The following is a 25861-nucleotide window of genomic DNA, read 5'->3' as shown; positions in this document are numbered from 1 at the left end:
GATAACCTTATTGTACACGAATAAAAAAAGATAGTACATTATGAGTAGATAGTTGCTGAATCAGAGAAGTGTTTGATAAACTGAAAGAAAGATTAAAGAAATGGGGAGTACATATGTTAAAAGTAGGCGTTATCGGATTAGGCGGAATCGCACAAAAGGCATATTTGCCGGTCACTATGGCGATGCAAAATGAAGTAGAATGGCATTTATACACACGAGACCAAGAGAAGTTAAGTCAGATCGGCCAGCAATATGGCGTCTCTCATTTGTATCCTTCGATTGAAGCATTGCTGGAAAGCGGAATTGAAGCAGCATTTGTGCATACGGCAACTCATACCCATGCAGCAATTGTGAGACAGTTGTTAGAAAATGGGATCCACGTCTATGTAGACAAACCCATTAGCGAAGAGTTAGAGGAAGTAGAGGCATTGATGGCGTTAGCCAAACAAAAGGGCTTGCTGCTTGTAGCAGGATTTAATCGTCGCTTTGCTCCAATGATCCAAAAATTAAAAGAAGTACCTGACAAAAATATGCTCTTCGTTCAAAAAACAAAGCCCAACAGCAGCGGGACAGTGAAATTTGCCGTTTATGATATGTTTATTCATGTTGTGGACACCGCCTTGTATCTACTAGATGGTCCGGTTACAGTGACTTCTTATCAAGTGACGGAAGAAAACGGAGAATTGAAGAATTGTATTTTGCATTTAGCAACTGCAACAACGGTTTGTGTAGCTTCAATGAATTATGTGTCAGGCGCAAACCATGAATCTGTAGAAGTTCATTCACCGACCGGCATGCACCGTGTCGTTAATTTGACGGACTACCAAAGCGACGTAGCTGGCAAACAAACAGTGGAGCCTTTTGGCGATTGGGAACCGACCCTTGAGAAAAGAGGATTTGCTCCTTTGATCCGTTTATTTTTAGCAGCAGTTCAATCTGGTAAAAATCCTGTTTCGCTTGAATCAACCCTTTTGTCGCATCAATTGTGTCATCAAATTATCAGCGGCGAATAGCACTCGTTTATTCTTTGAAATAAGCAGAAATATATCTAATTAAAAAACCTAAAATAGGCGGGAAAAAGAAAGTCGTAAAGGCTTCTTTTTTCGTTAAAGCAGCAGTTTTAGTTGGGTCTTTACTTTTCGGAAAATGAGTCTATAATACATTCATGCGTCTAGGAATTTAGAGGAAGAGGTTTTTTCAAATGCTGTTAAATAAATTTAGAAGACTATCGATATCGACTAAGATAGCTTTTAGTTTTGCATTCGTCATTTTTATAGGATCTTTATTATTATCTTTACCCATCAGTACTTTAGCAACATCACAAATGACTTATTTCGATAACTTGTTTACCGCAGTATCTATGGCATGTGTAACAGGGTTGTTTACATTTCCTGTAGCCGAATCGTATACAGTTTTTGGGCAAGTAATTTGTATTGTTTTGATGCAAACCGGGGGCCTTGGATTAATGACGATCATAGCGACAATCGTCATGCGATTAGGAAAGAAAATCAGCTATACAGATACGATGGCTGTTAAAGAAGCACTTAACCGAGATCAACTAGATGATTTTAAAACTTATTTATGGTCAATTATCAAATATACCTTTCTGATTGAAGGAGCGGGCATGTTGTTATTGGCAATACGTTTTGTTCCCAAACTCGGTTGGGGTAAAGGTCTTTTTACATCTTTATTTTTAGCCGTTTCAGGGTTTTGTAATGCAGGGTTTGATAATATGGGAGCAATCAGCCTTCAACATTATGTACACGATCCTTTAGTGAACCTAGTATTAGCCTCGTTGATCATTCTGGGAGGAATCGGGTTTTCAGTTTGGTTTGATGTTACTCATAATGTTCACTCCATTATAAAAAATAAAAAAAGACTAGGATTTAAAAAAACTTATCGTTTTTTAAAACCTCATACAAGACTAGCAATCAACATGTCGCTTATTTTGATTTTGGTTGGAACGATAATGTTTATGGTAGTTGAATGGAATAATCCTAATTCGATTGGTACTTTTACTGTTGGACAAAAAGTGTTAGCTTCTTTTTTCCAAACGGTTACGATGCGAACAGCGGGCTTTGCAACTATTGATTACGCAGGTGTTCTGCCTTTTTCGTTACTATTTTTTATCTTTACGATGTTTATCGGAGGATCGCCTGGCGGAGCAGCTGGGGGAATTAAAACGACGACTTTTGCTTTAGTATTATTATTGATTCATAATGAAATCAAAGGACAGCGTTACATTAACTACGCGCGCCACACTATTCCAATAGAAACGATTCGCAGAGCTATTGTGGTAGTCGCCAGCTTCTTTATGTGTTTAATGGTGGGAGTCAGTGTGTTACTCATTGTTGAAGACCAGCCATTTTTAAACTTGCTGTTTGAAGCTGTTTCAGCTTTAGCAACTGTAGGAGTTAGTGTGAATTTGACGCCGGAACTTTCGCGGATCAGTCAGACAGCGCTGATGCTGCTGATGTTTATTGGACGTATTGGTCCAATTACTATTTTCTTAAGTCTCATTAGACGGAAACGAAAAGGCAAAGAACGTATCTATGCGAAAACAAATATTTTAATTGGATAGGAGAAGTTGCAGAAATGGCAGTTAAAACAATTGGTGTATTAGGTTTAGGGGTATTTGGTTCTTCGATTGCTAAAGAATTGAGCGACTTTGACTGCGAAGTGCTTGCTGTTGATTTAGATGTTAATAATGTGGATCGTGTTGAGCCGTATGTAACAGAAGCTATCCAAGGAGATATTACCGATTTAGATTTTTTGAAAAACATCGGGTTTGATAACTGCGATGTAGTTGTTGTTGCAACTGGTACTAGTTTAGAAGCGAGTGTTTTAGCTGTAATGAACTGTAAAAAGTTGAGAATCAATACGATTGTTGCAAAAGCTAAAAATAAAGTTTTTATGGAAGTTTTATACGCTGTCGGTGCAACAAAAGTCGTTCGTCCTGAAAAAGAAATGGGAACGCGAGTGGCTAAAAATTTATTAAGACGCCATATTACGGATATCGTTGATTTAGATGATGAATTCGCAGTGATCGAGTTTTATCCGCCAGCCAGATGGGTAGGACGTAGTTTGCAAGAATTAGATTTACGCAAACGGTATGAAATGAATGTGATCGGAATCAGAAGAAAACCAGAGAAAAGGCTGGATGTTTCTTTTGGTCCTGATTATATCATTGATGGATCCGATATTATTGTAGGCATTGCGGAATCTGAGATTTTTGAACGCTATGATTACTTGAATAAATTAAAATAATAACAGTAAAAAAATGACGGCTTTCCAAGAATTCTTGGAAAGCCGTCATTTTTTCTGCAGCGAAGGTTTTGCTATTGGTTCGCTAAATTGTGGTGGCTGTTTCCGTCCAAAGGGTCCACGGGTGCTGCTCAGGTGGAGCAGAATGGACTTTAATGACCGTGTCTTTGACCGGATGTTTAAATTCAAGGTAACGAGCCCATAAAGCTAGTTGTTGTCCTGATTGATTCACTAGTGAACCGTATTTTTGGTCGCCGTATAACGGCAGACCAACGGAAGACAGCTGTACGCGAATTTGATGAGGACGACCAGTGTGCAGTTTAACAGCAAGTAAAGCCATGTTTTTGTTTTTTTCAAATACTTTGTATTCTAAAACAGCTTTTTTAGCTTTGTTTTGCTGAGACGAAACAACTGACACTTTGTTCTTTTTCGTATCTTTAAGCAAGTAATGTTCTAACTGCGTCTTTTTTTTGATAGGTGTTCCTCTGACAACGGCTAAATAATGACGAGTGATTTCTTGGCGTCTCATCAAATCAGATAACCGTGAAGCTGCTTTCGACGTTTTTGCAAATACCATTGCTCCACCGACCGGTCTATCTAGCCGATGGACTAATCCCAGGAAAACGTTACCCGGTTTATTGTACCGTTTTTTTAAGTCTTGTTTTAAAAGCGTTAATAAATCAAGGTCTCCGCTGCTATCGGCTTGAACCGGAATGTTAACCGGTTTTTCAACAACGAGTACGTGATTATCTTCATACAAAATCGAGATGTTCATGAAAGGCTGGCCCCCACTAAATCATATTTGCAAACGATCTGAGAAAACCATGATTGAAGCAGTTTTTTTAAAAACTTGATTTCTGTCGTACCTGCAAGAACCAGTATAGCGAAGGAAATGAGAAAAAGGAAGCTTGAAAATGTTAAACGTGATTTTTAAAGAAGATGAAAACTAAATTTAAGGTAAGAAATAGAGCTAGGGCTATTCAAATGAATGCGGAACATGTTAGAATGTTTTATAGTAAATTAACCGCGAGAGGGACTTTAAATAATGTTAATAGAACAAATGAAAAAAGTATTTCCAAATTCAATGATCAAAGCAAATGAACCATTATCGCTTTACACGTATACCGAAACAGGCGGACCGGCAGACATCTTAGTATTGCCGAAAGAAAAAGAAGAAGTTGCTGCAATGGTAAGATGGATCAACGAGCAGCAAGTGCCGTTGACTGTTTTGGGAAATGCAAGCAACTTGATTGTTAAAGATGGCGGAATCCACGGTGTGGTGATGGTTTTAACAGAAATGAATGACATTACTGTTAACAGACATCAGATAACCGTACAAAGTGGTGCACGTTTGATCGATACCTCTTATGCGGCTCTTGAAGCCGGTTTGACAGGGTTAGAATTTGCTTGTGGGATTCCGGGCAGTATCGGCGGCGCTGTATTTATGAACGCTGGGGCTTATGAAGGTGAAGTCAGTGAAGTGATCCATACGGTGACGATTTTAACACGGGATGGCGAAATAAAAACACTGAAAAATAAAGACCTGGAATTCAGCTACCGTCACAGTGCTATTCAAGAAACACGCGATATCGTCTTAGAAGTTGAGTTTCATTTAGAAAAAGGCAAGCCAGCTGATATCAAAAAGCGTATGGAAGAGTTGACCTTTTTGAGAGAGTCGAAACAACCGCTGGAATACCCTTCATGTGGGAGTGTCTTCAAGCGTCCTACAGGCTATTTTACAGGCAAGTTGATCCAGGAAGCCGGTTTGCAAGGTAAAATCTGGGGCGGGGCACAGATTTCAGAAAAGCATGCAGGTTTTATTGTCAATATAGCCCAAGCAACGGCTACTGATTACATTGAACTGATTGCTTATATTCAGAAAGTTATTTTAGAAAATACCGGTGTTGAATTGGTGCCGGAAGTGAGAATTATTGGTGAAGACCTTTAGAGAAAGAATTTTGTCCTATAGTTATTCACAAAAAAGATTAAATTAACCTAGGTTATAATAAAAACAAGAAGATCGCAGTGGATTTATTCCATTAGCGGTTTTTTTTTATTGATTTTACAATAAAAAAATATATAATATAGAAGGTATTAGTAAACTAAATGGTTACTCTGACTAAACTTTTGTGGGTGATTGTTTACTGAAAGTAAACAAAGAGTTGAAAGAGCACAGGAGGAAAAAAATGGAAATTGGCAAACGCATCAAAAATCTACGCATTCAAAAGAACTTTACTCAAGAAGAATTGGGAGAACGGACTAATTTAAGCAAAGGCTATATCTCTCAATTGGAACGAGATCTCAGTATGCCTTCTATGGAAGTGTTTTTCGATATATTAGAAGTATTGGGCTGCAGCCCGAAAGATTTTTTCGATAAGACGCATATCGAACAACGAGTCGTTTACCAAAGCAATGAGATGACTCGATTTGAAGATCCAGATAAAGGTTATGAAATTGAATGGCTGATTCCGGAAGCCAATGAAAATGAAATGGAACCTATTTTTTTAAAGCTGGCTGAAAAAGGCGAATTTAAAGAGTTCAGCCCTTCTTTAGCTGAAACATTTGCTTATGTAAAAGAAGGCCGGGTTTGTGTGGAAATCGGTTTGAAACGTTATTTTGCAGCTAAAGGCGACTCGATTTATTTTCATGCAACTGAAAAACATAAAATTATCAACGATCATCAAGGAGAAAGCTTACTGTTGATGGTAGTAACGGAATCCTACCTCTGACCGAAGGGAACAAGCAGAATACTAGAATTTAAAAAGGTTCGGTTCTATGATGAATAGAATGAATAAGAACCAAAAAAGGAGCATGAAAAGATGGCAGAGAACGCAATTATTCGATTCGATCAGATAAAAAAACAATACGATGATAAAGCTGTTTTAAAAAACATCAATTTTGATATTGAACGCGGAAAATTTTATACCTTATTGGGACCTTCAGGATGTGGGAAAACCACTATTTTGCGCTTAATTGCGGGTTTTACGGAAGCGACTGAAGGGACGATCACATTGGATGGAAAAGTTGTCAATGACCTTCCTGCCAATAAACGAAAAGTAAATACCGTTTTTCAAGACTATGCTTTATTTCCGCATATGGATGTTTTTGAAAACATCGCTTTTGGTTTACGCATTAAAAAAATGGGAAAGAAAGCGATCCAAGAAAAAGTTGAGGCAGTCTTAAAAATGGTGCGGTTGTCTGGGTATGGAGACCGAGCAATCAGTGAGATGTCAGGTGGACAGCGACAACGGGTAGCGATTGCGCGCGCATTGGTTAATGAACCGGAAGTTCTGTTATTGGATGAACCATTATCAGCCTTAGACTTGAAACTAAGAACAGAAATGCAGTATGAATTGCGAGAGCTGCAGCAGCGTCTTGGGATCACATTCGTTTTTGTCACTCATGACCAAGAAGAAGCTCTGGCAATGAGCGATGAGATCTTTGTTATGAAAGACGGGGAAATCGTTCAAAGCGGTACACCAGTCGATATTTATGATGAACCGATCAATCGTTACGTAGCTGATTTTATTGGGGAGAGCAACATCGTTGATGGACACATGTTGGCAGATTACCAAGTTTCTTTTGTTGGGCATACATTTGAATGTGTTGATGCCGGAATGAAACCGAATGAAAAAGTAGAAGTAGTGCTGCGTCCTGAAGATTTAGTGCTGACGTCTGTAGAACAGGGGAAACTAACGATCAAAGTTGATACTCAGTTGTTTAGAGGGGTTCATTATGAAATTATTGGTTATGACCGTGATGGCAACGAATGGATGGTCCATTCGACAAAAAAAGCTGAGGTCGGCAGTGAAGTCGGACTTTATTTTGAACCAGAAGATGTGCATGTGATGCGTTTTGGCGAATCAGAACAAGAATTTGATGCTCGTCTTGAGAGTTACGATGAAGATTAAGAGGAGGCAAAACAAATGACGAAACAATCTAAAGCTCTTTATTTTATACCTTACAGCATCTGGCTGGTTTTATTTGTGATTGCTCCATTACTCTTGATCTTTTATCAGTCTTTTTTTTCCATTGATGGACAGTTTACAATTGAAAACTATAAAACGTACTTTGAGTCCAGCACTTATTTGACGATGACGTTAAATTCCGTTTGGTATGCTTTTTTGATCACTGTTTTGACGCTGCTCATCAGTTACCCAACAGCCTACTTGCTGAATAAAACCAAGCACAAGCAATTATGGTTGTTATTGATCATTTTACCGACATGGATCAATTTGCTGCTAAAGGCTTACGCGTTTATTGGTATTTTTAGTGCCAATGGATCAGTCAATGATTTTCTGGCATTTATCGGAATTGGCCGGCAACAAATTTTATTTACGGATGTCAGTTTTTTGCTGGTAGCTACTTATATTGAGATTCCTTTTATGATTCTGCCTATTTTTAATGCACTAGAAGAATTAAACCCTTCTTATATTAGTGCAAGCCGTGATTTAGGGGCAAATAATGTTGAAACGTTCCGGCGTGTGATTTTTCCTTTGACCTTGAGCGGTGTGAAAAGCGGTGTACAAGCTGTTTTTATTCCTTCTTTGTCGCTCTTTATGTTGACCCGTTTAATCGGTGGAAATCGCGTGATAACACTTGGAACAGCTATTGAACAGCACTTTTTAGTAACGCAGGACTGGGGAATGGGTTCGACGATAGGCGTGGTGCTGATCGTCGCTATGTTGCTTATCATGTTGGCAACAGGAGAAAAGCGAAAGAAAGGAGAGAATCATAAATGAAAAAGAAAAAATTTAAACTCTCCAATCTTTATTTGATCTTGGTTTTTGCGGTTCTTTACGCTCCTATTTTTTATTTGATTTTTTACTCTTTTAATGCGGGCGGGGATATGAATCAGTTTAGCGGGTTTACTTGGGATAACTATACGGCTGTTTTTGAAGACGTTCGGTTGATTACAATTGTTTTGAATACATTCTTGGTAGCCTTATTGTCTTCTTTGATTGCAACTATTGTTGGAACTTTTGGAGCATTGGCTATTTACTACACTAAGAAACGACAAACACGCAACGCACTTTTAAGTATGAACAATATCTTGATGGTTTCACCAGATGTTATCATCGGAGCCAGCTTTCTGATTTTATTCACTTTCATTGGTTTTGGACTAGGTTTTGCTTCGGTATTGCTGGCTCATATTGCTTTTAGTATACCCATTGTGGTTTTAATGGTGTTGCCTAAATTAAAAGAAATGAACGATTCAATGATTATGGCAGCTCGTGATCTAGGGGCCAATAATTGGCAAGTATTGAGCAAAGTGATTTTGCCCAGCATTACACCAGGAATCCTAGCAGGATTTTTTATGGCATTTACGTATTCACTGGATGACTTTGCGGTAACCTTTTTTGTAACAGGCAATGGGTTCACAACATTAGCAGTAGAAATCTATTCGAGGGCACGCCAAGGTGTTAGCTTGGAGATCAATGCATTAAGTGCGTTAATGTTTATCTTTTCGTTAATATTGGTTATTGGGTATTACTTTATCCAACAACACAATGTGACAAAAAAACAAAAAAATAAAAAATTGCATCAAACTGAGGCGGTGACTATGCGATGAAACGTTTGATCACTCTCGTATTATTGATTTTAATGGTTAGCGGCGGAATTTATTTTTCAGTCAGCCAACTCAATAAAGCGCAAGGCATTACATCTGATAATACATTGAGTCTCTACAATTGGGGAGATTACATCGACCCAGCGTTGATCACAAAGTTTGAAAAAGAAACAGGCTATCGAGTTTCTTATGAGACTTTTGATTCGAATGAAGCCATGTACACTAAAATTGAACAAGGGGGAACAACTTACGATCTGGCTGTTCCCAGTGAATACATGATTCAACGGATGATCAAAGAAAATTTATTGGTTAAATTAGATCATGAAAAAATAGCAGGGATGGCAAACTTAGATGAACAGTTTTTAAATAAAGCCTTTGATCCGGAAAATCAGTATTCGATTCCGTATTTTTGGGGAACGTTGGGCATTATTTACAATGATAAATTTATCGCAGAAGACGCGATTCAGCATTGGGATGATTTATGGAACCCAGATTTGAAAAACGATGTGATGTTGATTGATGGAGCTCGTGAAATTATGGGATTATCCTTAAACAGTTTAGGCCATTCGTTAAATTCTAAGGATCAAACAGAGCTAGAAGCAGCAGCTGAAAAATTAGATGGTTTGACTCCAAATGTCAAAGCGATCGTCGCAGATGAAATAAAGATGTATATGATTCAAGAAGAAAGTTCTGTAGCGGTCACTTTTTCAGGTGAAGCTGCAGAAATGTTGGATGGAAATGATCGATTGCATTACGTTATCCCAAGCGAAGGTTCGAATGTTTGGTTTGATAACTTTGTGATCCCTAAAACAGCTGAAAATTTGGACGCTGCTTATGCCTTTATCAATTTCATGTTGGAGCCGGAAAATGCAGCCCAAAATGCTGAGTATGTAGGGTACTCTACTCCAAATAAAGTCGCAATGGAATTGCTGCCAGATGAAATCACAGAAGATGAACAGTTTTATCCAGATTCAAAAACGATGGAAAATTTGGAAGTCTATGAAGACTTAGGCAGAAAGTACATTGGCATTTATAATGACTTTTTCTTGGAATTTAAAATGCATCGAAATTAATAACAGATAAGTTTAACACAATCTTCTTTAGTGGAAGATTGTGTTTTTTACTGCTAAAAAAGTTGTGCTAGAATCTGAATGAATGACAAAATAATAATAAGTCAGCTGACTCAAAGAAAAAAATTGAAACCGAACAAATTTTAACGGATTATGGTACAATACTCTTTGATTGTTAGTTAGTATGAGTAGCTAAGTACGATGCATGAGACAGAAAAAAATTTACGAAATGAACTTAATTTGCCTGTTTCACAGTATCGAGAAAAGTAAGGGTGGAGCAATGATAAACGAATCAGCAAAAGAATTATGGGAGAATTTCAACCTGCAAATCCCTAATTTGCCAAGTCATTATGAATTATTGTCATTCGGGGATAACGAAAGCACTGCAAATGAAGCAGCTGCATTGGTGTTAGAAGGTTTGAAAACGGCTAGGACGACGTTATTGTCAGAATACGAAGATAATGATCGACCAGTGCCGCAAAAAGGTGATTATTCCATTATTTTAGACGGCAATCAACAAGCGATTGGTGTAGTTCAAACATTGAAAGTTTCCATCATGCCGTTTGATGAAGTGACGGATGAGATAGCTTACGAAGAAGGTGAAGGCGACCGAACTTTGACGAACTGGCGTAAGGTTTATCAACCTTATTTTCAACATCAATGTGAAAATAAAAACCAACTGTTTTCAACGACAATGGAGATTGTCTGTGAACAATTTGAATTAGTGTATGCAGCCTGACAGCAAGAAGATGTGATGTGAATCTAGTACTTTCTGAAACAATTTAGGAGGAAAACAGACATGAATATCAAACAAATGGTTGGAGAAAAAGCAGCAGAGTATGTGAAAGACGGGATGGTCGTTGGACTGGGGACAGGTTCAACAGCTTATTATTTAGTTGAAGCACTGGGTCGGAGAGTGCAAGAAGGTTTGACGATGACTGGTGTAACGACTTCATTGCGTACCAAAGAACAAGCAGAAGCATTGGGCATTCCGTTAAAAGATTTAAATGATGTGAAAGAAATCGATTTGACGATTGACGGAGCAGATGAGATCAGCAGCGATTACCAAGGCATAAAAGGCGGCGGTGGTGCTCATTTATTTGAAAAAATGGTAGCTGATCACTCTAAAAAAGTCATGTGGATCGTGGACAGCAGTAAAATGGTCGAAACGTTAGGTGCTTTCCCATTACCTATTGAAGTCGTGACGTTTGGTTACCAGCAGCTGTTTCGTTTATTTGAAGCAAAAGGGTACCAGCCGACTCTTCGTTTAGATGAAGCAGGCCAAACCTACATTACCGATGGCGGTCATTACATAATTGATTTGCATTTAGGGGAAATCAAACACCCTCATACACTGGCTGCTTGGTTAGATAGTTTAACAGGTGTGGTAGAGCACGGACTCTTTTTAGATCAGGTCGATACCATCTTGGTTGGGCATAAAGACAGTGTCGAAGTCATAACGGCTCGTTAAGGTCAACCCGCCGATTTACGGTGGGTAAACTTTCAAAACCATTGAAACCGTTATCATTTCGTTGTATGATAAGATAAAAATGTAATAGCAACTAGAAGGGAATAGATAAGATGAGAATAGTAGATTTGATTACTAAAAAACAACATGGGGAAGCATTAACAACTGAGGAAATTGATTTTATGATACAAGGGTTTACAGCAGGAGACATTCCTGATTATCAAATGAGTGCGATGGCGATGGCCATCTATTTCAAAGATATGAACGATCAAGAACGAAGCGACTTAACGATGAGCATCGTTCGTTCCGGCGAGACGATTGATTTATCCGCTATCCACGGCATAAAAGTAGACAAGCATTCTACAGGCGGCGTAGGAGACACAACTACTTTAGTTTTGGCGCCTTTAGTGGCCAGCTTAGGAGTTCCAATCGCTAAAATGAGCGGGAGAGGGTTAGGCCATACCGGCGGAACGATTGATAAGTTGGAAGCTATTCCTGGTTTTCATGTGGAGTTGACGGAAGAAAAATTTATTGAATTGGTGAACAAAAATAAAGTAGCGGTCGTGGGGCAATCGGGTAATTTAACCCCAGCCGATAAGAAATTGTATGCTTTGCGAGACGTCACAGGAACGGTCGATTCCATTCCATTGATCGCTAGTTCGATCATGAGTAAAAAAATCGCTTCAGGTGCAGACGCTATTGTGTTGGATGTTAAAACTGGCGCGGGAGCATTCATGAAGACAACTGAAGACGCACGTGAATTAGCTCATGCAATGGTAAAAATCGGTAAAATGGTGGGACGTGATACCATGGCCGTTATTTCAGATATGAGCCAACCATTAGGATTTGCTATTGGAAATGCTCTAGAAATCAAGGAAGCGATTGATACGTTAAATGGCCATGGCCCTGCGGACTTAGTCGATTTATGCTTAACGCTAGGCAGCCAAATGGTTCATTTAGCAGGAGTGGGAAGTGATTTGTCAGAAGCCAGAGCTTTACTGGAAGAAAATTTGACGAATGGAAAAGCATTGGAAAAATTCAAAGTTTTTGCTGCTTCTCAAGGTGGAGACATTTCAGTTATTGAGAATCCTGAATTATTGCCACAAGCCGCTTACGAAACAGAAGTTCTGGCTGATCGTGACGGAAAGCTGTCTCAAATTGTTGCCGACGGTCTAGGAGTAGCTGCGATGATGTTAGGAGCCGGCCGCGCCACAAAAGATAGCGAGATTGATTTAGCTGTTGGCCTGGTTTTGCATAAAAAAGTAGGAGACGCTGTAAAAAAAGGCGATCCTCTGCTAACAATTCATAGCAACCAACTAGAAATTCCTGAAGTAGAAGAAAAAATATGGGAAAGCTTAACCATTTCAGAAGAGGCAGATCCTATTCCTTTGATTCACGAAGTTATAGTTGATTAAACTATTCACAATCAAAATTCAAAAAAGTATTGCTTAAAATGAAATAAAAAGGTATTCTAACTATAATAGATAGATTGCCTTTTTATTTTTTGCGTTTATATGTGATTAGTTGAGCAATTAAACCGTAAGAAAAAGAGCGAAGTGATTATACTGCTTGTTGAGCAGAGAGGAGAAAAGCAATGTACACACCAGAAGAAATAATGGAGCTGGTTATCGCAACCGGCCAAAAAAAAATCAAAAAAACACTACAAGCAAAATGGATTCTCGGTTTTTTAGGCGGAGCGTTGATTGCTTTGGGTTATTTAGGGTATGTGCGAGTAGCAGCACCTATGATCGAAGAGTGGGGTAGCTTAGCAACGTTTATTGGAGCGTGTGTTTTTCCGATAGGACTGATTTTGATTTTATTGGGAGGCGGAGAATTAGTTACCGGCAATATTATGGCCGTTTCTCTTGCTTGGTGGGATAAAAAAGTCACTACCAAAGAACTGTTAAAGAATTGGGCAGTGATTACGGCTGCTAATTTGATCGGAGCCGTAGCTGTTGCTTATGTTTTTGGACATGTGCTCGGATTGACAAGTGCTGAGCCTTATTTGCAGGAAACCATTTTAATAGCACAAGCGAAAATCTCTGCCCATCCATTAGAAGCCTTTCTATCAGGGATTGGAGCTAACTGGTTTGTAGGAATGTCTTTATGGTTATGTTATGGAGCTAAAGATAGTATGGGGAAAATCATGGGAGTCTGGTTTCCGGTAATGACTTTTGTTGCGATCGGCTTTCAGCATAGTGTGGCGAATATGTTTATCATTCCAGCAGCTATTTTTGAAGGTGGCGCTACATGGAGCCAATTTATTGCTAATGTGGTTCCTGTTTATTTGGGAAATGTTGTAGGCGGGGCTATTTTTGTTTCGTTATTTTATTACCAAGCTTATCATCAAAAGGCGGCTGAGCCATTGGCTGAACCAGAGGCAACACTGCATACTATCATCAAAGAGTAACGGAAAAATTAAAATGAACCAACAGATAAAATGAGCTTTCGTTTTATCTGTTGGTTCATTTTTTTTGGTCTTGATCAGGACCTACAAATAAATAGCGCAAGACAAGCAAGACAATGCTGAAGATACCGATAATCAAAATAAAACTCATTGTCGCATGTAAAACAGCCCAAAATCCTCCACGGATAATGAGATTTCTTAAGCCGGAAAAAAAGAAATAACTGATAAAGTACACGATACTCATTAAGAAACTGCCATAAACAATTCGTTTTAACATATTTAGCCCACTTTCAAAGGTTTACTATTGCTTTAGTATACCAAACAACTAAGGTGAGACAAAGCAGAACTGAGAGTGTGCGTACCTTAAGTACAGAACTTTAGAGTTTTTACGGTCCTCAACTAGCATTATCCAATCCAATCGGATCTTTTCGGCTGTCGGCCGAAAAGCACAACTTAAAAGCTTGTTACTAAGATGAGACATGGCAGAATCCACTAGAAAGTTTAAAAAGAAAAATGAAAAAATGATGAGAGTTGTGCTATACTTGCTGTTAAAGTTTACAAACCGAGAGGAGCAAGGAGATGGAAAGACAAGTTTGGCAGGCAGGATTTAAATCGATTTATCCTGTGCTGATTGGGTACATACCTTTAGGAATGGCTTGTGGCATGCTATTATATGACGCTGGATTTTCTATTCCGGCTATTTTTCTGATGAGTTTATTGGTTTTTGCCGGTGCAAGCCAATTTATGGCTGCATCGATGGTTGTGATGGGGGTGACGGCACCAGCTATTATTACGATGGTTTTTTTCTTGAATTTACGACATTCATTAATGAGTTCTAGTATGTCGCGCTATGTTAAAAAAAGTTCGGTGCCCTTTATTTTGCTTTTCAGCCATACGTTAGCCGATGAAGCTTATGCCGTGAATTACAATCAATTTCAAAATCATGACTGGACAGCTCAGAAAGCATTAGCGGCTAATTTATGGGCTTATTTAACTTGGAGCATCAGTACAGCTATTGGCGGGTGGATTGGCAGCACATTGGCGATCAATACGACCATTATGAATTACGTCTTGATCGCCATGTTTATTTATCTGCTAGTCAATCAATTGGTTTCTAAACTAGTTGTTTTTGTCGGATTGTTTTCAGGAGTTGTCTCTATTATTTTGATGGTTGTATTGAAACACAACATTGCTCTCGTTATTGCAGCAATTTTAGCTTCTTTTGTCGGGTATTTTGCAGATAGCTACTTGACGAAAAAGAAAACCAAAGAAAAGGGGTGGGCACAATGAACTCAAATCCTTGGCTCCTGATTGTTGGTATGGCCATCGTCACTTATTTGCCGCGCATGATCCCGTTGTTAGTCTTGAGCAAACGAACGATTCCTGAAAAACTTGAGAAATGGATGTCTTTTATTCCAGTTTCTATTTTTTCAGCTTTGATTTTTTCAGATATTTTTTTCTGGGAAGGGAAATTGAACTCAAATCCATTGATCAACGTTAAGCTGCTGCCTTCCATATTGGTTTTTATTTTTGCTTATTACACGAAAAATTTATTGTGGTCGATGGCTTTGGGAGTCTTGAGTATTACATTAATGGTGTATTTATTTTAAGCAGAGAGCACGTTCAAAAATAAACATGCTGATGTACAGAAAATAGATAGTCTGACTTTGCTGTTCTTAAATGGCTTATTGCTCGTTTCAGCAGAAAATCATGCTATAATTGGTGCTGAAGGAACAAGTATCAAGAATAGTTGGAGGAAAGAGAATGACTGAAAAAATGAAACGAGAAACTAAAAAATGCATTCAGACAAAGGTAGTGCAAACGCATCGCGTTTTGCCATCCGATTTAAACCATCACCAAACTTTATTTGGCGGAAATTTAATGAGCTTGATTGACAATACAGCATCTATTTCAGCTGCACGTCATTCACGTGGTGTAACCGTTACAGCTTCAATGGACTCTCTTGATTTCTTACATCCTATTTATGGAAATCATTCGGTTTGCATTGAAAGTTATGTATCCGGAGTGGGGAAATCATCAATGGAAGTATTTTGTAAAATTATGGGAGAAGACTTGATGACTGGAGAACGCTATTTAGCGGCTACTAGTTTCGTTACGTTTGTATCCATGAAAACAGAGTTGCATCCAAATGTACTCGTCCCTTTAATTGAACCGACGACAGAAGAAGAACGATTAGTCTGTGAAGGTTACCAGCAACGTCGTGAAAAGCGCATCAACAATCGTGATTTTAACGAACGCTTTGCCAATGCGATTTCTTATGAAGCTCCTTGGGAAGCATAAAAAAATAAACAGTCGATTCATCAGGAGGGATAGCGTTGATTTATAAATGCATTGAAGATCATCGAGAGCTGCTGCTCAACTTTTTAGCGGTTGACCCCATCATGAATTTATTTGTGATTGGAAACATCGAAACATATGGATTTGATTCACTTGATCAAGATGTCTGGGCTTACACAGATGACAGCAGTCAAATTACTGGGATTTTGTTAAGATATAAAGAAAATGTCATTCCTGTTCATGGAGAAAATTTTGACGGGTTTGAAACGTTCCTGCCTTTGCTGCAAAGTTTAGATGAAATCACTGCTGTTAGCGGTGCAAGTTCGACCATTGAACAGTATGCTGAATTTTTACCTGAATTAGAATTGACAGAAACCACAATAGCTTTATGTCAAGATTTACTGGAAAGTCCCAAAAATATTGATTTAGTAGAACCACTGAAAAAAATTGGTATACCTGCTTACTTAACGTTTCAACAGGAATGTTTTGGGAAAACAACCGAGCAAGAGCTGCCTTTATTAGAAGCAATGAATGCAGACACAATTTTGATTCACGTAATCAAAAACGATAATGGAGAAATTCTTTCTGCTGGACGTTTGGCCGTAGAAACAGCCGAAGCTGGAATGATCATTGATATAGGAACGATTGAATCAGAACGAGGCAATGGGTATGCTTCAGCCATCATCGCTTCGCTTGTGCAGCATTGTCAGCAAAAAGGTAAAAAAGCTTGCTTGTTTTATAGCGATGCTAGCGCAGGCAGACTGTATCACCGTTTAGGTTTTCAAGATACTGAGTTGAAATGGAGTATGTTAAAGCCGAGAGAAGAAAAAGACAAGAAAACATTGTTTGAAGAATTAACCACTTAAAGGCTTCTGAACCTAAAAAAGCTTGAAACACCTTCCTTTTCAAACTGGGAATGTTTCAAGCTTTTTTTGTTGCTATCTGAATCATTTTTAATTCAATTGAGTATACGGGGTAGCTTTAGTAAACAAAGACAAAAAACTCCCCATTTTGTTGTGTGCTTGTTGAAACAAACATCAAAAAAGAGAGTTAGTCATTATTCAATTCAGTATTATTTTTTGGGAAGAGTTGAACGGGTCGCAAAATTTTTATAAGTGATTTCGCGTGCTTGACACCAATCTTTTACTTCACCGGTTAAAATAAGATCCGTTTGCTGCAGTTCAGCAATTGTTTTTTTGCCTAGCAGCGTCATAATGGTTCTTAATTCATCTTTCCAATGATTAACTTGAACGATCGTTTCATCAACGCCATCTTTAATGATCATATGCAAGAGTAGACCGGAAATGCCAACCGCTTTTGCTCCTAAAGAGAGAGCTTTTACGATATCCAGAGGGTGGCGTATTCCGCCGGAAGCTAGTATTTCAACGCTTTCCAAGTGAGATTGAGCTTCCAATAACGAAATAACGGTGGATTGTCCCCAGTTTTCCAAGTAATCCAGTTTATTTGTTTTACGGCGGTAATTTTCAATTTGAGCAAAATTCGTTCCGCCTTGGCCGCTGATATCAATAGTAGCTACTTTAGCAGCGCGCAATTGAGCAATGGTTTCACGGCTCATGCCAAAACCTACTTCTTTAGCAATGACAGGAACTTCGACAGCTGCCACTATTGCAGCCAATTGCGGCAGCCAATTCGAAAAGTCCCGATCTCCTTCAGGCATGATCAATTCTTGCGGAGCATTGATATGGATTTGTAAAGCGTCGGCTTTTAATAAGTCGATAGCTTTTTTTGCGTTTTCTACGGTTTGACCGGCTCCCAAATTAGCAAAAACTAGTCCAGTAGGGTTAACTTCACGAATAATTTGAAAGCTGTCCAGCACAGCCGGATCTTTTAGAGCGGCACTGACAGAACCAGAAGCCATGGCGATCCCGGTTTCGCGTGCAACGATCGCTAATTTTTGGTTGATTTTTTTCGTCCAATCGCTGCCGCCAGTCATGGCGTTAATGTAAAAAGGGTACTTCAATTGAAAGGTTGCAAATGAAGTAGAGAGGTCCACTTCTTCAACCGCTAACTCGGGAAAAGAATGATGAACATAACGTAAAGCATCAAAATCTGTCTGCTGATCCTTTTGAAAAAAATTCATTCCCAAAGAAACATGCTCATTTTTTCGATTGTTTTTCGGCTCCATTAACGTCACTCCTTCTATCTAAAATATGATGATTCAGACACTACTTTTCAGCCTTTGTGTAAACATGGAGCGGCAAATTGGTAATGTCTTTTTCTTCCCAAGCGGTCATTAAAGAGAGCAGCCCTTCTTTACGGTCGAATAAAACAATTCCGCAATCGCCGCCGCCTGCACCCGAGGATTTAGCTGCACCATTGTATGTTTCAGCTACCTCGCACAATTGGGTCAAAGCTGGAGTCTCAATGGTGACACCAGTGTCTTTGCTCATTTGAACTAATAATTCACGATTTTTTCTAATTTGTGTTTGAATGGCTTTAATATCGCCTGCTTGAAAAGCTTCGATCATCCGATTGACACACAGCGCGCTTTCTTTTAAAAATACTTCGTACGCTTGTTTGTCGCGGCTGCGCTGGTTGGTTACTTCATCAACCAAATGAGACGTTGAAGCCGGTGAGCCTGTCCAGCCGATTACCAAACGCAAATCCAAAGGAGGCGTTAAAGGTGTAATCGAGAGATGAGGCCATTCTCGTTCGATCAGCGTTTTGACACTTTGGTTTTGTTCTTGCTGTTTCAACACCCATTCACGATCAAAAGTCGTGAATGCCAACCAGCCTCCATAAACGCTTGCAGCAACATCGCCACAAGAGCCATTGCTTTTTACGGAAAGATGAGCTAGTGCTGCTAGTTTGAAAATCGTTTCATTATTAGCCCCTAAGTCATAATACTGACAAAGAGCTTGTACAGTCGCAACAGTTACAGCAGCACTGGAACCTAAACCGTACTTGCGGCCATTAGAACTGTCCAACTCACTGTCGACCATTAAGCTGTAAAAAGACAGTTCTTTGCCGAGTTCTTTGGCGTAACTTTCTGTCACATTGATAGCCGCTAAAATATAGTGAAAAGGGTTCTCCCGTTTATCTAATACCAATAAATCATTTTGTCTTCTCCATAAAACAGGTAAATTACCATATTGAAAAGAAGTGATACTGCCAACATTTTCTGTTTTTTCTAATGATACCGTGATGAACTGATCAATAGCTACCAAAATGGCAGGGTGACCAGGTTCAACAACCGCATACTCACCTGCAATATATAACTTTCCAGGCGCAGAAACTTCGATCATTTAAAGACTCCTCCTTAAGCAACTTCAAAAAATTGCCGGTATAAAATTAATTAGACATGATTTGAAGCCCTTTTCCAGGACGCGAAACGATCAATTGTTCAGTCCGGAAGACTTCGGCGAAACGAGCCTTGATTTTTTCACTGTCGCTCAATCGGCACAAGACTTTGACATTTGGTCCAGCATCCATTGTAAAGTAGCAAGGAATGCCTTCTTTTCGCAATTGACGCACTAATTGCATCGCAACGACGCTATCGGGTTCCCAATAAGAAAGCGGCGGGTTAGCCCCTAACATCGTTCCATGCATTTTCATGCCGTTGCTCTCAGTTATTTCGCCAACTTTTTGAAAATCATGTGAATGAATCGCTTTTTTGATCTCGATCAAATCTTTAGCCGTGCTCTCCAGCCAGCCCGCGTAAAAAGGGGAAGTTTCGACGGTGTTTTTCATACCATCCCGACTAGACACTTCTTTTTGACGGCTATTGACGACCACAACGAGCATACCGATATCCCAGTTTGCGTCATCAATCGGAACAGCATAAGAATCTTCTGAAGAAGTACCCATTTGCCATTCAACAAATCCGCCATAGATACTGCGAGTAGCTGAACCGGATCCTCTGCGCGCGTAGGTTGATAATTCTTGGTCTGGTAAATTTAACCCGCTGGCTAAATTAGCCGCTCCGGCCAAAGCAGCCATCCCAGAAGCTGAAGAAGCTAAGCCGGCAGCGGTAGGCACAAAGTTGGTGCTTTTGATCAAAGCCGGCGTTTGGATGCCAGTTGGCTCTCTAAACAACTTTAAAAAGCGACTGACTTTTTGAGTCGCTGCTTCATTTTGTAAAACGCCATTTAAGTAAAATGTATCTTGGGTTATGTCTTCTTTAAAAGCTACAGAAGTTTCTGTATAAAAAGCATCCAGTGTCAAAGAAAGACTGCTGCTCGTTGGCAAAATAGCTGCTTCATCCCGTTTGCCCCAATATTTGATCAAAGCAATATTCGTGTACGCACGAACTTTTTTCTCAATCGTCACGTTTGTCATCTCCCATTTGGTAAGTCCAAGTATTGACTGCACCTGCATCTAGCAAAGCACTAGAAACAGCAGCAGCAGTTTCTTTATCAGCTGCCAAAGCAATCATGCACCCTCCACGACCGCCACCGGTCAGTTTGGCGCCTAAAGCTCCAGTTTTCACAGCAACTTGGACCAAATCATCCAACATACGGTTGCTGACGCCCAAAAAGGCTAGCTGTTCATGAGCTTGGTTCATATGCACGCCCAATTCTACAGGTTTATTGCCTTCAATTGCAACTTTAGCTTGTTCAGCTAAGCGGCCTAAAGTTGCGATTGCGGTATGTGTCAGTTCTGGAGCTGTTTTATACAAATCAGCGATACTATTGACTGCTTCTTTAGTTTGCCCGGAAATACCCGTATCGGCAACGACTAGATAAGCGGTCAGGTTAAGCGGAAAAGGCACGAAAGGTTGGCCTTTAATAAAGAAAAGCGGGTCTTGTCCGCTCGTCATGGCGGCATCTAAACCGCTTGGATTGCCGTGCGCAATTGTTTCTGAGATATTGGTCAATTCCAATAATACTCCATGAGATAACGGTTCTTCAAAAAAACGATAAAGTGCACGAATGGTTGCCACAGCTACAGCTGCGCTAGAACCCATGCCTCTTTCTGGAGGAATGGTACTCTTAATGGTGATGTTAAAGTCTTGCAGCGGCTGATTCAATCGAGCCGCTGTTTCAGTGATAACGGCCACTAAATTAAGCAAACGTTCAGGAGCTTTAGAAAGGGCGCCTTGATAAAATACGCAGTCTAAAGTGACAGTTCCTGAAGTTTTTGTGACAGTCGTTTCAATGGATGTTGCTAGGAAGGGGAGGGCCACAGCAGGTTCGCCGTAAACGACGGAATGTTCCCCCATTAAAATGATTTTTCCGTTTGATGTACCTGTTGCTTTCATGATATTACTCCTTTTTTTGTTTCATCTAACCAGCAAATAGAAAAAGCAAATGAAAGAAAGCAGCCATCAAAGGCTGGTTCCTTTCCTAGTTATAAAGCTTTTACAGACTAGCTAGTTTTTCAATAATCCATGGCGCAGCGTAGAGCGTCATAAATTGAATGCCGTAATTTACGCCCATCTTATTCAGTGTCCCACAGGTAATACCAATTAACAATACTCCAAAGATATTAATCAAGCCGGCGTCCATATAGGCCAATAGCAAAATGAATGAAATGAACAACCCTAAAACAGCTTCATGTGGGATTTTTGTTAAAACAAATTGCGAAATTTTTCCCGCATACCGAATAATAATAAAATAAGAAATGGCACTTGAGATCACTGCTCCAACCAAGATAGCCCAAGTGAAATCGGCACGACTTAAGAGATGGTGCAAATTGTGATCGACTGTGAAAACAGGCGGTGCGTTAAAGAGAGCACTCCCGGGTCCAATTGATGTAGGCGATAAAGGAATGCCCAAAGCAATCAAAGGAATGATGATTCCAGATAAGTAAGTTGAATGAGCTAAAGCACTCATTGTTGTAACCGCAGTTGACGCTTTTTCGATAGGGTCTTTCTTACGATTCGCAACGGCTTCACCAAATAAAATAATTAATCCAACAGGGCTTAAAACAAATAAAAAGTTCGAGAAAAAAGACGCCAATGAAGCAGACGTGACTTCCTGTTTGGTTAAAATTTTAAAAGGGTTTAATGTCTTTTCTTCATTTAAGTTTTTTGGGATGGTGATGACCTTTAATTTGTCGGTCAGCATGTCGGTGCGGCTTTCTTTGTTTAATAAAGAAAAAAGCGAAATAATCAATGGGCCGATCGTGATGCCCAGAAAAAAAGATGTTGTAATATTGGTATCTGCTGGGACTACGCCGGTGCCCCAATATAGATAACGCAAACTTTGAAACAATAACGCTAAGGGGATGATGCTGAAAAGAGCTAATAGTTTATGTTTTCCGATCAAAGACAAAAAAATAGCACCGAGAACAAAGAGCAGCGATGCATAAGGTTGGATCGTCGCAGCAAAAGGGGCTAATAGGTTAGCCAGCACTAATGCGACAGGGATTGAAATGGCCGTTCCAATAAGCGAACCGGCAGCCATCTTTTTGATCGTAATCGTGGATAAACCTCGATTTTTTAAGTATAAGGCGTGTTCGATCATAGGGCTGGATAAAACGCCGCCCGGTAATCCAACCAGAGCAGTAGGCATCGAATTAGTTAAATTTAAAGTTATGATAGCTGATATGAAAAAAGTTAAAATGATGATCGGCGGCGTTCCAGCCAAAATCAATGCTAATGAAACGGGCACTAGAACGGAGGTTTCATCCGTACCGGGAACAAACCCAATAAAGGTATACAATGCGACCGCCGCTAAAGAAGCGACAACCATTTGAAACAATAAAATAATATCCATCAATCGTGTTCTCCTTGTCCGTTAGTTTGTTGGTTTTCATCCGTTTTAAGAATCCGTTTGGGTTTAATAAAGACGGTTGAAATAATAAAACCAATCACTGCGCCTGCTAAACCAAAAAAAAGCTGTTTGGTCTGGTCATCGCTCGGAGCAAGGAAAAAAGCGCCCATCGTTGAGCCGCTTGAAATACAAATAGCCAATACTAAACTACGAAGTTCAACAACATCGCCCCAAATTTCAACCAAGTCTTTTTTTTCTTTCATTTTTACACTCTCCTTTATACTGTTTCTTACTCCTTCAAAACAGCAAGTGTCACTAACCTCACAAAAAAAGTTGAGAGAATTCCCAACAAAACTATAGTACACTAAATGAAACAAAAAAGACTAGTTAAGTTTCTTTTAAGACGAATGCTGGTTTTAAAGGGATTTTCATAGAAAGCTATAAAAAAGATGTTTTCTTTGGTACAATTATGCGGAAGTTTAAGAAACTTGGAGGCTTATTAGATGAAAGAATCAGCAACGTTTCATATTATTGAACGAAATGAATGGAAAGAATTGAATAAAAATACTGCCGCACCTTTAAGCCACCAAGAATTAGAAGAACTGACCGGATTAAATGACCGTATATCTCTAACAGACGTGGAAGAAGTTTACGTTCCCATCGTACAACTTTTATCTATCTATATGAAGCATTATGAACAACTGCAAGCTCAAAAAAATAATTTTTTGGGACAAGCAGTTAAAAAGAAACCTTATATTATCGGGATAGCAGGGAGTGTAGCTGTGGGAAAAAGCACGACCGCACGCTTGCTGCAAATGATGCTGTCACGTGTCTATAAAAATAAAACCGTTGAAATGATCACGACAGATGGTTTTCTTTACCCGAATGAGGTTTTATTGAAAGAAAATTTAATGGATCGTAAAGGATTTCCGGAAAGTTATGATATGCCTCGATTGATCTCTTTTTTAGGCGATATCAAAAATGGAAAAGAAAACATGGTTTCTCCTGTTTATTCGCATGAAGTTTATGATATTGTAGAAGGAGAATACCATATCTTGAACCAGCCAGACATTTTGATCGTGGAAGGAATCAACATCTTGCAATTGCCCGCTAATGAGCAAATTTATGTGAGTGATTTCTTTGATTTTTCGGTATATGTGGATGCTGAACCCGCACAGATCGAAAAATGGTACTTAGAACGATTTGGCTTGTTGTTAGATACAGCTTTTACCAAACCTGACAACTATTATTATTCTTATGCCCAAGGCAATCGTGAAGATGCATTTGCCATGGCTCGGGATGTTTGGAAAAGAGTCAACTTGCGGAATTTGACGGAATACATCCTGCCGACACGAAATCGAGCTGATTTGATCATTCATAAGAGCGGAAATCACGTTATTGACCAACTATTACTGCGAAAATACTAAAAAAAAAGCAGAAAAGCGTTTTCGGTATATTGACCTGTATCGCTAGAGCCGATACAATGTACCCAAGTAGAGTTTATAAGATAAACGGTTTAATGAACAAAAAATATTAGATGAGGTGAACTGCGTGGCAATTGTTACTGATTTAACGGAAGTTGAAAAAATTATCGTGCTTGATTTTGGGAGCCAATACAATCAATTGATTACACGACGTATTCGTGAATTTGGAGTGTATTCTGAATTGATTTCTCACAAAACGACAGCTGAAGAATTAAGCAAAATGAATGCAAAAGGAATCATCTTCTCAGGTGGGCCAATGAGTGTTTATGACGAAGGAGCTTATTCTATCGACCCAAAAATTTTCGAAATGGGTATTCCTATTTTAGGGATCTGTTATGGAATGCAGCTAATGACAACAGCACTAGGCGGAACAGTTAAATCTAGTTCAAACCGTGAATACGGCAAAGCCAGCATCGACATTACAAATTCGACGGCACCTGTCTTCAATTCTTTAGCACAAGAAGAAACGGTTTGGATGAGCCATGGCGATTTAGTGACTCATGTACCTGAAGGATTTGAAGTTTCAGCAACGAGTCCTCACTGTCCGATCGCTTCAATGTTTGATCCTGTCAGAAACTTCCATGCGGTTCAATTCCATCCAGAAGTTCGCCATACTGAACAAGGAAATGAAATGTTGAAAAACTTTACTTTCAATGTCTGTGGATGCGAAGGAAACTGGAGCATCAGCAATTTCATCGAATCTGAAATCGCAAAAATTCGTGAAACAGTCGGCGACAAAAAAGTTTTACTAGCCTTATCCGGCGGAGTTGACTCAAGTGTTGTAGGCGTCTTATTGCAAAAAGCCATTGGCGACCAATTGACGTGTATCTTTGTTGACCACGGCTTGTTGCGTAAAAACGAAGGCGACCAAGTAATGGACAGTTTAGAAGGCAAATTCGGCTTAAACGTTATTCGTGTAGACGCGAAAAAACGCTTCATGGATAAATTAGCCGGTGTCAGCGATCCTGAACAAAAACGTAAAATCATCGGAAATGAATTTATCTATGTTTTTGATGACGAAGCGACAAAATTAAAAGGTATCGAATTTTTGGCACAAGGGACGCTTTACACGGATGTGATCGAAAGTGGAACCGATACGGCTCAAACGATCAAATCACACCACAACGTTGGCGGACTTCCTGAAGACATGCAATTTAAATTGATCGAACCTTTAAACACTTTGTTTAAAGATGAAGTTCGTGAATTAGGAATCGAATTAGGCATGCCTGAAGCTCTTGTTTGGCGCCAACCTTTCCCAGGCCCTGGATTAGGTATCCGTGTCCTTGGTGAATTGACAGAAGAAAAATTAGAAATCGTTCGTGAAAGTGATGCTATTTTACGTGAAGAGATTGCAGCAGCAGGTCTTGACCGTGACATTTGGCAATACTTCACCGTTCTTCCAGGAATCCGCAGTGTTGGAGTCATGGGAGACGGCCGGACATACGACTATACAGTCGGTATTCGTGCTGTAACGTCGATTGACGGCATGACAAGCGACTTTGCACGTATTCCATGGGACGTCTTGCAAAAGATCTCTGTGCGCATCGTAAACGAAGTAGCACACGTCAACCGTATCGTGTATGATATTACGAGCAAACCACCAGCAACTATCGAGTGGGAATAA

27 protein-coding genes are annotated in these 25861 nt (G+C 39.5%); 19 read left to right on the top strand and 8 right to left on the bottom strand.

Going from position 1 to position 25861, the window contains the following annotated elements; translation table 11 throughout:
- The first annotated feature begins 113 nt into the window (after positions 1–113).
- From JHE06_RS09785 to JHE06_RS09775, 3 genes are all read left to right on the top strand, one after another.
- Complete coding sequence (locus JHE06_RS09785) at positions 114–1013, top strand: Gfo/Idh/MocA family protein (protein WP_201088648.1); 900 nt, start codon at positions 114–116, stop codon at positions 1011–1013.
- 188 nt (positions 1014–1201) lie between these two features.
- Complete coding sequence (locus JHE06_RS09780) at positions 1202–2581, top strand: TrkH family potassium uptake protein (protein WP_201088647.1); 1380 nt, start codon at positions 1202–1204, stop codon at positions 2579–2581.
- A 14-nt stretch (positions 2582–2595) separates the two neighbouring features.
- Positions 2596–3267 (top strand): potassium channel family protein, encoded by a 672-nt coding sequence (locus JHE06_RS09775; protein WP_058919171.1) that lies wholly within the window; start codon positions 2596–2598, stop codon positions 3265–3267.
- 82 nt (positions 3268–3349) lie between these two features.
- Here JHE06_RS09775 and JHE06_RS09770 read toward each other — a convergent pair whose 3' ends face one another.
- Positions 3350–4039, bottom strand: coding sequence for an RluA family pseudouridine synthase (locus JHE06_RS09770; RefSeq protein ID WP_201088646.1), 690 nt, complete (start codon positions 4037–4039; stop codon positions 3350–3352).
- A 270-nt stretch (positions 4040–4309) separates the two neighbouring features.
- Between JHE06_RS09770 and murB the strand changes: the two genes are divergently transcribed.
- The 10 genes from murB (at position 4310) to JHE06_RS09720 (ending at position 13781) form a co-directional block, all read left to right on the top strand.
- On the top strand, positions 4310–5212 hold the full coding sequence (gene murB, locus JHE06_RS09765) for a UDP-N-acetylmuramate dehydrogenase (RefSeq protein ID WP_058919169.1): 903 nt from the start codon (positions 4310–4312) through the stop codon (positions 5210–5212).
- A 238-nt stretch (positions 5213–5450) separates the two neighbouring features.
- Positions 5451–5993: a helix-turn-helix domain-containing protein gene (locus tag JHE06_RS09760; RefSeq protein WP_201088645.1), complete on the top strand. Its 543-nt coding sequence runs from the start codon at positions 5451–5453 to the stop codon at positions 5991–5993.
- Between the two features lie 90 nt (positions 5994–6083).
- A complete protein-coding gene (locus tag JHE06_RS09755; RefSeq protein ID WP_201088644.1) occupies positions 6084–7175 on the top strand; it encodes an ABC transporter ATP-binding protein in 1092 nt (363 codons plus the stop codon).
- Positions 7176–7190: 15 nt separating this feature from the next.
- Complete coding sequence (locus JHE06_RS09750) at positions 7191–8006, top strand: ABC transporter permease (protein WP_058919166.1); 816 nt, start codon at positions 7191–7193, stop codon at positions 8004–8006.
- Positions 8003–8836 (top strand): ABC transporter permease, encoded by an 834-nt coding sequence (locus tag JHE06_RS09745; protein WP_201088643.1) that lies wholly within the window; start codon positions 8003–8005, stop codon positions 8834–8836. Before JHE06_RS09750 ends, JHE06_RS09745 begins: the two co-directional genes overlap by 4 nt.
- Complete coding sequence (locus tag JHE06_RS09740) at positions 8833–9906, top strand: ABC transporter substrate-binding protein (protein ID WP_201088642.1); 1074 nt, start codon at positions 8833–8835, stop codon at positions 9904–9906. Before JHE06_RS09745 ends, JHE06_RS09740 begins: the two co-directional genes overlap by 4 nt.
- Positions 9907–10183: 277 nt before the next feature.
- Positions 10184–10642 carry an ASCH domain-containing protein gene (locus JHE06_RS09735; RefSeq protein WP_082664201.1) on the top strand — a complete coding sequence of 153 codons (459 nt, stop codon included), beginning with the start codon at positions 10184–10186 and terminating at the stop codon, positions 10640–10642.
- Positions 10643–10702: 60 nt separating this feature from the next.
- Positions 10703–11374 carry a ribose-5-phosphate isomerase RpiA gene (gene rpiA, locus JHE06_RS09730; protein ID WP_058919163.1) on the top strand — a complete coding sequence of 224 codons (672 nt, stop codon included), beginning with the start codon at positions 10703–10705 and terminating at the stop codon, positions 11372–11374.
- Positions 11375–11484: 110 nt separating this feature from the next.
- On the top strand, positions 11485–12786 hold the full coding sequence (locus JHE06_RS09725; protein ID WP_058919162.1) for a pyrimidine-nucleoside phosphorylase: 1302 nt from the start codon (positions 11485–11487) through the stop codon (positions 12784–12786).
- 179 nt (positions 12787–12965) lie between these two features.
- Positions 12966–13781, top strand: coding sequence for a formate/nitrite transporter family protein (locus JHE06_RS09720; RefSeq protein ID WP_058919161.1), 816 nt, complete (start codon positions 12966–12968; stop codon positions 13779–13781).
- A 55-nt stretch (positions 13782–13836) separates the two neighbouring features.
- Here the strand turns inward: JHE06_RS09720 and JHE06_RS09715 are convergent, their stop codons facing one another.
- Positions 13837–14055, bottom strand: a complete 219-nt coding sequence (locus tag JHE06_RS09715; protein ID WP_058919160.1) for a hypothetical protein — start codon at positions 14053–14055, stop codon at positions 13837–13839.
- Between the two features lie 302 nt (positions 14056–14357).
- On the opposite strand from JHE06_RS09715, the gene JHE06_RS09710 reads away from it, so the two are divergent.
- From JHE06_RS09710 to JHE06_RS09695, 4 genes are all read left to right on the top strand, one after another.
- The gene (locus JHE06_RS09710) at positions 14358–15068 is read left to right on the top strand and encodes an AzlC family ABC transporter permease (RefSeq protein ID WP_201088641.1); all 711 of its coding nucleotides are present in this window, start codon (positions 14358–14360) and stop codon (positions 15066–15068) included.
- Positions 15065–15388 carry an AzlD domain-containing protein gene (locus JHE06_RS09705; protein WP_058919158.1) on the top strand — a complete coding sequence of 108 codons (324 nt, stop codon included), beginning with the start codon at positions 15065–15067 and terminating at the stop codon, positions 15386–15388. The genes JHE06_RS09710 and JHE06_RS09705 overlap by 4 nt, the downstream gene beginning before the upstream one ends.
- Before the next feature lie 154 nt (positions 15389–15542).
- The gene (locus JHE06_RS09700; protein WP_201088640.1) at positions 15543–16079 is read left to right on the top strand and encodes an acyl-CoA thioesterase; all 537 of its coding nucleotides are present in this window, start codon (positions 15543–15545) and stop codon (positions 16077–16079) included.
- 35 nt (positions 16080–16114) lie between these two features.
- Positions 16115–16942, top strand: a complete 828-nt coding sequence (locus JHE06_RS09695) for a GNAT family N-acetyltransferase (protein ID WP_058919156.1) — start codon at positions 16115–16117, stop codon at positions 16940–16942.
- A 206-nt stretch (positions 16943–17148) separates the two neighbouring features.
- On the opposite strand, the gene fni is transcribed toward JHE06_RS09695, so the two are convergent.
- The 6 genes from fni to JHE06_RS09665 form a co-directional block, all read right to left on the bottom strand.
- Complete coding sequence (gene fni, locus JHE06_RS09690; RefSeq protein WP_201088639.1) at positions 17149–18222, bottom strand: type 2 isopentenyl-diphosphate Delta-isomerase; 1074 nt, start codon at positions 18220–18222, stop codon at positions 17149–17151.
- A 40-nt stretch (positions 18223–18262) separates the two neighbouring features.
- Positions 18263–19342, bottom strand: a complete 1080-nt coding sequence (locus tag JHE06_RS09685; protein ID WP_201088638.1) for a phosphomevalonate kinase — start codon at positions 19340–19342, stop codon at positions 18263–18265.
- A 46-nt stretch (positions 19343–19388) separates the two neighbouring features.
- Positions 19389–20366, bottom strand: a complete 978-nt coding sequence (gene mvaD, locus JHE06_RS09680) for a diphosphomevalonate decarboxylase (RefSeq protein ID WP_442861664.1) — start codon at positions 20364–20366, stop codon at positions 19389–19391.
- Positions 20356–21297: a mevalonate kinase gene (gene mvk / locus JHE06_RS09675; protein ID WP_201088636.1), complete on the bottom strand. Its 942-nt coding sequence runs from the start codon at positions 21295–21297 to the stop codon at positions 20356–20358. Before mvk ends, mvaD begins: the two co-directional genes overlap by 11 nt.
- Positions 21298–21397: 100 nt before the next feature.
- Positions 21398–22756: a tripartite tricarboxylate transporter permease gene (locus JHE06_RS09670; RefSeq protein WP_201088635.1), complete on the bottom strand. Its 1359-nt coding sequence runs from the start codon at positions 22754–22756 to the stop codon at positions 21398–21400.
- On the bottom strand, positions 22756–23016 hold the full coding sequence (locus tag JHE06_RS09665; RefSeq protein ID WP_058919150.1) for a hypothetical protein: 261 nt from the start codon (positions 23014–23016) through the stop codon (positions 22756–22758). The genes JHE06_RS09670 and JHE06_RS09665 overlap by 1 nt, the downstream gene beginning before the upstream one ends.
- 240 nt (positions 23017–23256) lie before the next feature.
- Between JHE06_RS09665 and coaA the strand changes: the two genes are divergently transcribed.
- Positions 23257–24180, top strand: coding sequence for a type I pantothenate kinase (gene coaA, locus JHE06_RS09660; RefSeq protein ID WP_058919149.1), 924 nt, complete (start codon positions 23257–23259; stop codon positions 24178–24180).
- A 124-nt stretch (positions 24181–24304) separates the two neighbouring features.
- The gene (guaA, locus tag JHE06_RS09655) at positions 24305–25861 is read left to right on the top strand and encodes a glutamine-hydrolyzing GMP synthase (protein ID WP_156413276.1); all 1557 of its coding nucleotides are present in this window, start codon (positions 24305–24307) and stop codon (positions 25859–25861) included.

This window comes from Carnobacterium sp. CS13, assembly GCF_016653495.1.
GTDB classification, from domain to species: Bacteria; Bacillota; Bacilli; order Lactobacillales; family Carnobacteriaceae; genus Carnobacterium_A; species Carnobacterium_A antarcticum.
Note: the sequence above shows the minus strand (reverse complement) of the source record. Positions and strands in the feature narration are given on the sequence as shown.